Source organism: Asanoa siamensis (assembly GCF_016862555.1).
Lineage (GTDB): Bacteria > Actinomycetota > Actinomycetes > Mycobacteriales > Micromonosporaceae > Asanoa > Asanoa siamensis.
Window position 1 is genome coordinate 17207 of record NZ_BONE01000096.1, and the last position, 11277, is coordinate 28483.

Below are 11277 nucleotides of genomic sequence, written 5' to 3' on the forward strand. Positions count from 1 at the left end.
GAGCCCCGCGGTTCGCTCTCAGCTAAATCAGCGCATCGCCCAGGGCGACCCGTAGGCCACCAACAGGTCCAGGAACGGGCGGGGCGGGAGCGCCTCCGGGCCGAGCACCCCGGCGCCGGACCAGGCCCCCGACGCCAGCAACTCCAGCGCCACCACCGGATTGACGGCGGTCTGCCAGACGACGGCCTGATGGCCGTACTCCCGCATCGACCACTCGTTGTCGACCACGTGGTGGAGGTAGACCTCGCGCGGCTCACCCGATAGGCCGGTGCCGCGTACCCAGGTGCCCGCGCAGGTCTTGCCGCGCATCCGCGGGCCGAGCGTCGCCGGGTCCGGCAGGCACGCCGCCACCACGTCGCGGGGCGAGACCGACACGTCGCCCACCTTCACCGGGACCGTCGAGTCGAGGCCGAGGCGGTGCAGCGTGCGGAGCACGGAGATGAACTCGGCGCCCAGCCCGTATTTGAAGGTCACCCGGCCCGCGTCGACCCAGCGCGGGATCAGCAGCACCTCTTCGTGCTCCACGTTGACGCACTCGACCGGGCCGATCCCGTCGGGGAAGTCGAACACCTCCGGCTCCGAGAACGGCTCCGTGGTGAACCAGCCCCGGTCGCGCTCGTAGACCACCGGCGGGTTCAGGCACTCCTCGATCGTCGTCCAGATCGAGAACGACGGCGCGAAGTCGGCACCGTCGACGACCAGGTTCGACCCGTCACGCACGCCGATCTCGTCGATCGAGGTGAAGAGTTCGTCGGCCGCGTAGCGCGCGAACACGTCGGAGAGGCCGGGCTCCACGCCGATCCCGACGAGCGCCAGCCGCCCCGAATCGGCCCAGAGCGAGGCGGTCGCGAACTGGTCGGCGCCGAGCACCACGCCGGTCGACCCGTAGGGATCGGTCGGGTGCGGCTGCGACAGCGACATCGCCATGTCGAGGTAGTCGGCGCCCGCCGCGAACGCACCGTCGAAGATGGACATGACGAAGCGCGGGTCGACCGCGTTGAAGACGTGCGTGGCGCCGGCGGCCAGGTCGCGCACCTCGGTCGAGGAGGACGCGTCGATCTGGGCCGCGGAGAAACGGGGATCGCCCAACGAGTCGACGACCCGCGACGCGCGCGCGAGCGAGTAGTCGGCCACGACCCACGAGGAGAAGAAGTCGCGCCGGGCGGCGATGGCCGCGGCCGCCGCGCCGACGCCGCCGGCGCCGATCTGCAGGACACGCATCAGGAATCGAACCCCAAACCGAGTCTGTCGAGGGTACGCAGCCACAGGTCGCGCCGGCCCTGGTGCGCGTCGGCGTGCGCCATCGACCGGCGGGTCGCGTTGATGACGAGCGAGCGCATGGGCTCCGGCGGGAACGGCACGGGGCGGCGGCGTGCGAAGTCCAATGTGGTCAAAGGGGTTTCCGCGCCGGACAACAGATCCAGCGCGACCCGGGCCCCGAACCGGCTGGCGCTGACGCCGAGCCCCGTGAACCCGGCCGCGTAGGCCAACCGCCCACCGAACGCGGTGCCGAAGAAGGCGCAGAAGCGGGTGCAGGTGTCGACGACCCCGCCCCAGCGGTGCGTGAACGGCACCCCGTCGAGCTGCGGGAACGTCTCGTAGAAATGCCGGGCCAGCGTCGCGAACGTCGGCGCTTCCCGGGCGAGCGAGGGCGCCATCCGGTTGCCGAAGTGGTAGACGGCGTCGTAACCGCCGAACAGGATCCGGTCGTCGGCGGTCAGGCGGTAGTAGTGGAACTGGTTGCCCGAGTCGGCCAGCCCCTGCCGGTGCCGCCAACCGACCGACGCCAGCTCGCCCGCGGTCAACGGCCGGGTCACCAGCGCGTAGTCGTAGACCGGGACGACGAAGGCCCGCAGCCGGCGCAGCAGCGGCGGGAACGCGTTGGCGGCCAGCACCACGCCGCCGGCCCGCACCGACGACCCGCCCGCGCAGGACGCCACGACCGCACCCCCCGAACGGGCCAGCCCGGTCACCCGGGTGTGCTCGAAGATCCGTACACCCATCGAGAGGCAGGCCGACCGCAGCCCCCAGGCCAGCCGCGCCGGGTCGAGCATGACGGTGCGATCGCGGTGCCACACCCCGCCGAGGTAGGTCGGTGAGTCGACCTCGGCCCGCACCTCGTCGCGGCCCAGCACCAGCACGTCGTGGCCGTGCCGCCGGGCCAGCGCCGCGCCCTCGGCCAGGTCGGCGAGGTGGTGCTCGGCCGTCGCGAGCTCGATCTCGCCCGTCCGCTCGACGTCGCAGCGGATGTCGAAGAGCGAGATCGTCGCCAGCAGCGCGTCGAGGTTGGCCTGGCCGAGCGTCTCCAGCAGGGCGATCTCGGCGGGAAACCGGGCCGAACCGTTGGCCAGGCCGTGGGTCAGCGACGCCGCGCAGAAGCCGCCGTTGCGTCCCGAGGCCGCCCAGCCGCAGGTGCCGGCCTCGACCAGCACCACGTCGCGGCCCGGATCGTCCTGCTTGGCCTGCAACGCCGCCCAGAGTCCGGAGTAGCCGCCACCGATCACCAGCAGGTCGGCCGAGGTGTCGCCGGCCAGCGGCGGCAGCGGGTCGGGGCGCTCGGGGCGGTCGAGCCAGTAGACCCGCGGCTGCGCGTCCGCGAGCGCCCGCCCGACGTTCATGCCACCCGCGCCCCCCGCCGACGTCCACGCACGTTGGTCGCCAGCACCAGCAGCAGGGCGACCGCGAACATGGCCGTGCCGACCACGTTGACCTGCGGCGGGATGCCGCGCTGGTTGGCTCCCCAAACGTACATGGGGAAGGTCACCGTGTTGCCCGAGTTGAAGTTCGTGATGATGAAGTCGTCGAACGACAGCGAGAACGCGAGCAGCGCGGCCGCGACGATGCCGGGCAGCACCAGCGGCAGGGTGACCCGCCGGAAGGTCTGTGCCGGCGTCGCGTAGAGGTCCATCGCCGCCTCTTCGAGCCGCGCGTCCATGCCGGCCAGCCGCGCCTTGACCGTCACCACGACGAACGAGACGCAGAACATGATGTGCGCGATCAGGATGGTCACGAAGCCCAGTTGGAGCCCGGCCGAGGTGAACAGGGCGAGCAGCGACGTGCCCATGACCAACTCGGGCGTGGCCATCGGCAGGAAGATGAGCAGGTTGGTCGCGGCCCGGCCGCGGAACCTGTGGCGGGCCAGCGCGAACGCCATCAGCGTGCCGAGCATCGTCGCCGCCACCGTGGCCAGCAGGCCGATCCAGGCCGAGCGGCCGACCGCGGCGCACAGGTCGGCGGGGCCGCACAGGTTGGTCCAGTTCTCGGTGGTGAACTCGTTGAAGTCGTACGAGAGGCGGCTCGACGGGCGGTTGAACGACAGCCCGGCGACGACCGCGATCGGCAGGAACAGGTAGAGCAGCACCATCAGGCCGATGGCGAGCACCCAGTGGTCGGCGACCCAACGCCGGATCCTGTGCATCAGACCACCTCGTCCGTGCCCGCGCGGCGGACGTACGTGAAGACGATCGCCAGGATGATCGCCATCAGCAGGAACGAGAGCGCGGCGCCCTGCGGAGGCTCCTGTCGCGACAGGAACGCCGAGTTGACCACGTTGCCGACCATGCTCGTGTTGGTGTTGCCGAGCAGCGCGGCGTTGATGTAGTCGCCGACGGCCGGGATGAAGAAGAGCAGCGTGCCGGCCACCAGGCCGGGCATCGACAGCGGGAGCGTGACCTTGACGAACGTGCGGGTCGGGCTGGCGTAGAGGTCGCCCGATGCTTCCAGCAGCCGGGTGTCGAGCCGCTCCAGGCTCGCGTAGAGGGGCAGCACCAGGAACGGCAGGAAGTTGTAGGTCAGCCCGAGCACCACCGCGATCGGGGTGGCCAGCAGCCGGCCGTCGGCGCCGAGGATGCCGACGTCGCGCAGGAAGCCGACCAGGGCGCCGTTGTCGGAGAGGATCGTCTTCCAGGCCAGCGTGCGCACCAGGAAGCTGGTGAACATCGGTGCGACGACGCAGACCAGCAGCACGTTCTTCCAGCGGCCGGCCTTCTGCGCGATCGCGTACGCCAGCGGGTAGCCGATCAGGATGCCGATCACGGTCGCGATCGCGGCGTAGGCGAACGAGCGCAGGATCTGCGGACCGGCGTACGCGATGGCGTCGGGGTAGTTGCCGAACTCCCACGTCATCGCGTAGCCGGTGGTGACCGAGCCGGTGGGGTCGTAGAGGCTGGTCGCGCCGAGTTGCAGGGTCGGCACGATGAAGAACAGGATCAGCCAGGCCCCGCCGGGCAGCAGCAGGAGGTACGGCAGCCAGCGCCGGCGCGACCGGCTGTCGTCGGGCCGCTTGTCGGGTGCGCTAACCGGGCGCGCGCCGACACCGGTCAGCAGGCTCATGAGACGACGCCGACGGCGTCGGGTGTGTCGAGGACCGGCGTGGTGCGGTCGCCCTCCCCCGGCTCGCGGTGCAGCACGAAGGCGTGCTCGGGGCTCCAGTGCGCGGTCACCTCGGAGCCGACGGCCAACGGTGCGGCCGCGCCGCTGTTGGGGGCGAAGACCGCCAACTCGGTGCCCCAGCCGGTGCGCACGAGGTATTGCGTGCTGACGCCGACGTAGGACGAGTCGGTGATCACGCCGCGTACGGACTGGTGCCCGGCCGGCACGTCGGCCTCGCCCGCGACCAGGCCGAGCTTCTCCGGGCGTACGCCGAGGAAGACCTCGCCGCGGTCGGCGCGCGCCCGCGGCGCGGGCACGGCGAACCGCTGGTCGTAGGCGGAGACGAGCACGTCGCCCCCGGACTGCCCGGCGGCTTCCCCGGCCAGCAGGTTGGACTGGCCGAGGAAGTTGGCGACGAACGCCGTCGCCGGGTATTCGTATATTTCCGCCGGGCGGCCGAGTTGCTCGATCTTGCCCGCCGACATCACGGCGACCGTGTCGGCCATCGTCATGGCCTCCTCCTGGTCGTGCGTGACGTGCACGAACGTGATGCCGACCTCGGTCTGGATGCGCTTGAGCTCGATCTGCATCTGCCGGCGCAGCTTGAGGTCGAGGGCGCCGAGCGGCTCGTCGAGCAGCAGCACCTGCGGGTGGTTGATCAGCGCCCGGGCGAGCGCGACCCGCTGCTGCTGGCCGCCGGACAGCTCGGCCGGCCGGCGCTTGGTGAACCCGTCCAACTGGACCAGCGCGAGCATCCGCTCGACCTGCGACCGGACCTCGCGGATCTTGCGCCGGCGCAGGCCGAACGCCACGTTCTCGAACACGTCGAGGTGCGGGAACAGCGCGTAGCTCTGGAACACGGTGTTGACCGGGCGCTGGTAGGGCCGCAGCCGGGTGATGTCGCGGTCGCCGAGGCGCACCTCGCCTGTTGTCGGCTCCTCCAGCCCGGCGACCATCCGCAACGTCGTGGTCTTGCCACAGCCGGACGCGCCGAGCAGCGCGAAGAACGAGCCCTGCGGCACCGTCAGGCTCAGGTCGTCGACCGCGGTGAACGGGCCGAAGCGCTTGGTGACGTGGGACAGCCGCAGGTCGCCGGCCTCGGATGGGTTCGTCACGTCAGGCTCCGATGACCTTCTGGAACGCCGACTCGTATTCCCGCTCCTCGGACTCGCTCAGTGCCTTGAAGACCTTGGCCTTTCCGAGGAGGGCGTCGTCCGGGAAGATCAGCGGGTTTTCCGCCAGATCCGGGTCGATCTTCACCATCTCTTCCTTGGCACCGCTGACCGGGCAGATGTAGTTGACGTAAGCGGCCACCTGGGCGGCCACCGCCGGGTCGTAGTAGTAGTCGAGGAACGCCTCGGCGTTGGCCTTGTGGCTCGCCTTGTTGGGGATCGACGAGTTGTCGGAGTAGAGCATCGCGCCGCTGTCCGGCGCGACGAACTGCACCTTCGGGTCTTCGAGGCCGAGCTGGATGACGTCGCCGGACCAGCCGATGCAGGCGGCGATGTCGCCCTTGGCGAGCTCCGGTGCGTAGTCGTTGCCGGTGAACCGGCGGATCTGCCCGGCGTCGACCGCCTTCTGCAGCTTGTTGATCGCGTCGTCGAACTGCGCCTTGGTGAAGTCGGACGGGTCGTGCCCGTTGGACGCCAGGATCAGGCCCATGGTGTCGCGCATTTCCGTCAGCGCGGTCACCTTGCCCTTGAGATCGGCACGGGTGAGCAACTCGTCGACCGTACGGACTTCCTTGGTGACGTTGCCGTTGAACGCGATGCCGGCGAGCCCGGACTGCCACGGGACGGCGTATTCGGTGTTCTTGTCGAACGGCCGGGCCTTGAGCGAGGGCAGCAGGTTCTTCTCGAAGTTGGGCATCTTCGCTTTGTCGAGCTTCTGGAGCCAGCCGAGCCGGATCATCCGCGCGGTCATCCAGTCGGTGAGCACGATGACGTCACGGTCCGTCGGCTGGCAGGCGGTGAGCTGGTTCTGCACCTTGCCGAAGAACTCGTTGTTGTCGTTGATGTCTTCCGTGTAGCTGACCGTGATGCCGGACTTGGCTTCGAAAGCGACCAGGGTCGGCCGCTTCGACTCGTCTTTCTCGTCGACGTCGATATATTGCGGCCAGTTCGAGACGGTGAGCGTCTTCTCCGTGCCGGAAAGGTCTTCGCTGACACAGCTCGCCTCTGTCTGCTGGGCACCCTTGGTGCCGCAGCCGACGAGCGTGCCACCGGCGACGGCCAGCGCACCGGTGGCGAGCGCACCCCGCAGCATCGTGCGGCGGGACAGGGAGGAGCGCGTGAACGACAGCAGAGCCGCGGCCTCGGGCGACAACGGCGGTTGCGAGCGGTAGCGCATCGAGGGCTCCCGGGGGGGTCGGGGTTCGGTCTAGTTGGGGGAAAGCTAGACGACGACCGATCCTGACATGAGGAAACGAGCGTCACAAGGGATTCCGTTGTGGCACTCGTGATTCACGACGAAATACGGAAGACTTGCGGTCGTTACGGCGTGTTGAGGAGGAGCCGGTATGGGCATGTCGGGCAATGGCGCGGTTCCGGCCGCCCGCCGCGTGGTCGTGCGCGAAGGGGCCAGCCACGCGCTGCTCGACGACGTCGCGAAGCAGATCATCGAGCAGTTGCAGGAGGACGGGCGGCGGCCGTACGCGACGATCGGAAAAGCGGTCGGCCTGTCCGAGGCCGCGGTCCGGCAGCGGGTGCAGCGGCTGCTCGACGCCGGCGTGATGCAGATCGTCGCGGTGACCGACCCGTTGCAACTCGGCTTCCCGCGGCAGGCCATGATCGGCCTGCGCATCTCCGGCGACCTGGAGGAGGTCGCCGACCGGCTGGCGGCGTTCGACGAGGTCGACTACGTCGTGATCACCGCCGGCTCGTTCGACCTGCTCTGCGAGGTGGTCTGCCGCGACGACGACCACCTGCTGGAGATCCTCAAGCGGCTGCGGTCCGTCGAGGGCGTCGTCTCCACGGAGGCGTTCGTCTACCTCAAACTGCGCAAGCAGACCTATTCGTGGGGCACGGCGTAACTTCGGATTTCGTTGCTTGTCGCGGCAATGACCATCGAGAAAGCTTGCCTGTGACCCGGATTTCGTGCGATAACCGTTGCATGTGCTGCGGGCGACCAAGCTCGCACGACGACGCGACGGAGCAGCACGATGACCGACGCCACCGAACACCTGTGGATGCACTTCACCCGCATGGCCAGCTATCGCGCCGGGGAGGTGCCCACGATCGTCCGCGGCGAGGGTGCCTACGTCTGGGACGACCAGGGTCGGCGCTATCTCGACGGGCTGTCGGGGTTGTTCGTGGTGCAGGCCGGGCACGGGCGGCACGAACTCGCCGACGCGGCCGCCAAGCAGGCTTCGGAGCTGGCGTTCTTCCCGCTGTGGTCCTACGCGCACCCGACGGCCGTCGAGTTGGCCGCCCGGATCGCCGCGCTGACGCCGGGTGACCTCAACCGGGTGTTCTTCACGACCGGCGGGTCCGAGGCGGTGGAGTCGGCGTGGAAGCTGGCCCGGGCCTACTTCAAGCGGGTGGGGAAGCCGACGAAGCACAAGGTGGTGAGCCGGCACATCGCCTACCACGGCACCTCGATGGGCGCCCTGTCGATCACCGGGTTGCCGGGGATCAAGTCCGACTTCGAGCCGTTGGTGCCGGGCGGGATCAAGGTGCCGAACACCAACTTCTACCGGGCGCCGGAGCACGGCGACTCCGACGTCGCTTTTGGCCGGTGGGCGGCGGACGAGATCGCGCGGGCGATCGAGCGCGAAGGGCCCGACACCGTGGCCGCCGTTTTCCTGGAGCCCGTGCAGAACTCCGGCGGGTGCTTCCCGCCGCCGCCCGGGTACTTCCAGCGCGTGCGGGAGATCTGCGACGCGTACGACGTCCTGCTCGTCTCCGATGAAGTTATCTGTGCCTGGGGTCGACTGGGGCACTACTTCGGCGCCGAGCGGTACGGGTACCAGCCCGACATCATCACGACTGCGAAGGGCCTGACATCCGGGTACGCGCCGCTGGGCGCGATGATCGCGTCGGACGCACTGATGGCGCCTTTCCTGTCGGAGAAGGAGATGTTCGCGCACGGCATCACGTTCGGCGGGCATCCCGTGTCGTGCGCGGTGGCGCTGGCGAACCTCGACGTGTTCGCGCGGGAGGACCTGAACGGGCACGTGCGGGCCCAGGAGGGCGCGTTCCGGTCCACTTTGGAGAAGCTGCTCGACCTGCCGATCGTGGGCGACGTGCGGGGCGACGGCTACTTCTACGGGATCGAGCTCGTCAAGGACAAGGAGACGCGGGCGACGTTCGACGACGCGGAGTCGGAGCGGCTGCTGCGTGGGTTCCTGTCGTCGGCGCTGTTCCAGGCGGGGCTCTACTGCCGGGCCGACGACCGCGGCGACCCGGTGGTGCAACTCGCGCCGCCGCTGATCTGCGAGCAGGCGCAGTTCGACGAGATGGAGCAGATCCTGCGCGCGGTGCTGACGGAGGCGTGGCAGCGCCTGTGATCTCGTACTGGATGGGTCCGCCGCCGGTCCGTCGCCCGCCGCTGCCGGGTCCCGCATCGTTCGACGTCGCTATCGTCGGGGCGGGCTTCACCGGGCTGTGGACGGCGTACTACCTGATCTCGGCGGACCCGTCGGTGCGGGTCGCGGTGCTGGAATCCGAGTACGCGGGCTTCGGGGCGTCCGGGCGCAACGGCGGGTGGTGCTCGGCGCTGCTGCCGTCGTCGGTGCCCACGCTGGCCCGGCGCTATGGGCGGGCGCCGGCTGTCGCGTTGCAACGCGCGATGAACGCGACGGTCGACGAGGTCGGCCGGGTGTGCGCCGCCGAGGGGATCTCCTGCGACTTCCACAAGGGCGGGACGGTGGTGGTGGCCCGGTCGCCGGCGCAGGTCTCCCGGGCCGCGGAGGCGGTGGCGTCGTCGGCGTCGTTCGGCTTCGACGACCTGACTCTGCTGACCGCGGCCGAGGCCGCTGCTCGGTTGCGGGCGACGTCGGTGCTGGGCGGGGTCTTCACACCGCACTGCGCGGCGATCCAGCCGGCGTCGCTGGTGCGCGGGCTCGCGTCGGTGGTTTCGGCTAAGGGTGTCTCTGTTTATGAGGGCACGCCGGTGACGGCGTTACGGCCGGGTGCGGCGGAGACGCCCTTCGGGACGGTGCGGGCGCCGGTGGTGGTGCGGGCGACGGAGGGATACACGGCTTCCCTGCCGGGGTACGGGCGCGCTGTCGCGCCGATCTACTCGCTGATGGTGGCGACGCCGCCGCTGCCGGCGTCGACGTGGGCGGAGATCGGACTGGCGGACCGTGAGACGTTCTCGGACTTCCGCCATCTGATCATCTACGGACAGCGGACGGCCGACGGGCGGCTGGCTTTCGGTGGGCGCGGGGCGCCGTACCATTTCGGCTCCTCGGTGTCCCCGTCCTTCGACCGGGAGCCGGCGGTGTTCCGGGCGCTGCGCGAGACGCTGGGCACGCTGTTTCCGGTGCTGGGTGCGCTGCCGGAGATCACGCACTCGTGGGGCGGGCCGCTCGGGGTGACCCGCGACTGGACGGCGTCGGTGGGCCTGGACCGCGCGTCGGGTCTGGGGTGGGCGGGGGGCTACGTGGGCGACGGGGTCGGCACGAGCAACCTGGCGGGGCGCACGCTGGCCGACCTGATCCTGGGCCACGACTCTGACCTGGTGCGGCTGCCGTGGGTGGGGCATCGGTCGCGGCGGTGGGAACCGGAGCCGCTGAGGTGGCTGGGCATCAACGCGGCACTGCGCGCGACGGCGTCGGCCGATGCGGCGGAGGCGCGTTCGGGCCGCCCTACGCGGTTGGCCGCGCTCGTCGAACGGCTGACGGGCCACTGACCTCGACCGCGCCTCCGAGTCCGCGTCGGGCTTTGTGCCCGCTTTCTCCCGTTATTGGCTGGGCGGGATCACGCGCAGGTGGCCGCGGCGGCCCTGTTGGTGGCCTGCATGGGGGAGGTCGTCGAAGTCGTCGTAGCGGCCCGGGCGGGCTGCTTCGCGGACCGCGTCGGCGAGGGCGACCAGGTCGTCGGTGGTGGGCGGCGGGGGTTCGAACTCGCCCTCGTGCCGGACGACCTCCCAGCCGCGGGGGGCGGTCAGGGACCGGGCGTGGGTCTCGCAGAGGTCGTAGGTGTGCGGCTCAGCGAACTGCGCCAGCGGCCCGACCACGGCGGTGGACTCGTGGTAGACGTAGGTCAGCGTGGCGACAGCCGCCCTGGGGCAGCCGTTTCTGGAGCAACGCCGTGGAGACCTCACGGCCGCACGTTATATCTCCCACCCGGGCGTTGGCCCGCCTTCCGGCGCGACACGCCGATCGCGGGGCTAGGCTGATGCTGCTTTTCTCCAGGAGGTGCGCGATGACCAGCCCGGCCAACCGCCGGCCACCATCCGGCCGGCGCCGTGACCGTCACGGTCGCGGGCTGCGTGGGCGGCTGGTGCCCGCCACGGTGCCGCTGGCGCGTACGAAGGCGGAGATCTTCGATGATCTTGTCCTGGACACGGTGGAGACGCTCGAGCACCGCTTCGCGAAGGAACTGGCGGGGGTCGAGTTCGCGGTGGAGGACGTGCCACCGGACCTGAACGTGTACGACACGGACGTCCTGGAGGACGGCGAGGTCCCCCTGGCCCGCCTACTCCCGGGCCGCCCGGGCCGCGCGGACATGGCGCCGCGAATCGTGCTGTATCGGCGCCCACTGGAGTTCCGCGCGATGGACCACGACGACCTGGCCGACCTGGTCCACGACGTGATCATCGAGCAGGTGGCCAACCTGCTGGGCCTGGATCCAGACGAACTGAGCTAACCCACCGGACGCGGTTGTCCGTTTCTCGTGCTCCGGGATGATCGCTGACCGTCATCGGTCGTCCCTCCATCACGGCGGCGCCGCGCACGCCCGC

The 11277-nt window shown here is 70.2% G+C and carries 11 protein-coding genes; 4 read left to right on the top strand and 7 right to left on the bottom strand.

From position 1 onward, the window contains the following. Positions 1-27: 27 nt before the first annotated feature. Genes Asi02nite_RS35710 through Asi02nite_RS35735 form a run of 6 tightly spaced genes read right to left on the bottom strand, consistent with a single transcriptional unit; the run spans position 28 to position 6720 of the window. Positions 28-1221, bottom strand: a complete 1194-nt coding sequence (locus Asi02nite_RS35710; RefSeq protein WP_203718462.1) for a saccharopine dehydrogenase family protein — start codon at positions 1219-1221, stop codon at positions 28-30. Beyond that, complete coding sequence (locus tag Asi02nite_RS35715) at positions 1221-2618, bottom strand: NAD(P)/FAD-dependent oxidoreductase (RefSeq protein ID WP_203718463.1); 1398 nt, start codon at positions 2616-2618, stop codon at positions 1221-1223. Before Asi02nite_RS35715 ends, Asi02nite_RS35710 begins: the two co-directional genes overlap by 1 nt. Then, on the bottom strand, positions 2615-3418 hold the full coding sequence (locus Asi02nite_RS35720; RefSeq protein ID WP_203718464.1) for an ABC transporter permease: 804 nt from the start codon (positions 3416-3418) through the stop codon (positions 2615-2617). Before Asi02nite_RS35720 ends, Asi02nite_RS35715 begins: the two co-directional genes overlap by 4 nt. After that, positions 3418-4332, bottom strand: a complete 915-nt coding sequence (locus Asi02nite_RS35725) for an ABC transporter permease (RefSeq protein ID WP_203718465.1) — start codon at positions 4330-4332, stop codon at positions 3418-3420. The genes Asi02nite_RS35720 and Asi02nite_RS35725 overlap by 1 nt, the downstream gene beginning before the upstream one ends. Then, positions 4329-5486, bottom strand: a complete 1158-nt coding sequence (locus Asi02nite_RS35730; protein ID WP_203718466.1) for an ABC transporter ATP-binding protein — start codon at positions 5484-5486, stop codon at positions 4329-4331. Before Asi02nite_RS35730 ends, Asi02nite_RS35725 begins: the two co-directional genes overlap by 4 nt. A gap of 1 nt (position 5487) precedes the next feature. Beyond that, complete coding sequence (locus tag Asi02nite_RS35735; protein ID WP_203718467.1) at positions 5488-6720, bottom strand: polyamine ABC transporter substrate-binding protein; 1233 nt, start codon at positions 6718-6720, stop codon at positions 5488-5490. 169 nt (positions 6721-6889) lie between these two features. Between Asi02nite_RS35735 and Asi02nite_RS35740 the strand changes: the two genes are divergently transcribed. From Asi02nite_RS35740 to Asi02nite_RS35750, 3 genes are all read left to right on the top strand, one after another. Then, positions 6890-7402: an Lrp/AsnC family transcriptional regulator gene (locus Asi02nite_RS35740; RefSeq protein ID WP_203718468.1), complete on the top strand. Its 513-nt coding sequence runs from the start codon at positions 6890-6892 to the stop codon at positions 7400-7402. 129 nt (positions 7403-7531) lie between these two features. Continuing rightward, positions 7532-8878, top strand: a complete 1347-nt coding sequence (locus Asi02nite_RS35745) for an aspartate aminotransferase family protein (protein WP_203718469.1) — start codon at positions 7532-7534, stop codon at positions 8876-8878. Between the two features lie 11 nt (positions 8879-8889). Further along, on the top strand, positions 8890-10224 hold the full coding sequence (locus tag Asi02nite_RS35750; protein WP_203718473.1) for an NAD(P)/FAD-dependent oxidoreductase: 1335 nt from the start codon (positions 8890-8892) through the stop codon (positions 10222-10224). Between the two features lie 51 nt (positions 10225-10275). Here Asi02nite_RS35750 and Asi02nite_RS35755 read toward each other — a convergent pair whose 3' ends face one another. Then, entirely contained in the window at positions 10276-10638 is a 363-nt protein-coding gene (locus Asi02nite_RS35755) for a DUF3499 domain-containing protein (RefSeq protein WP_203718470.1), read from the bottom strand. 101 nt (positions 10639-10739) lie between these two features. On the opposite strand from Asi02nite_RS35755, the gene Asi02nite_RS35760 reads away from it, so the two are divergent. Continuing rightward, positions 10740-11183: a metallopeptidase family protein gene (locus Asi02nite_RS35760; RefSeq protein WP_203718471.1), complete on the top strand. Its 444-nt coding sequence runs from the start codon at positions 10740-10742 to the stop codon at positions 11181-11183. Positions 11184-11277 lie beyond the last annotated feature (94 nt).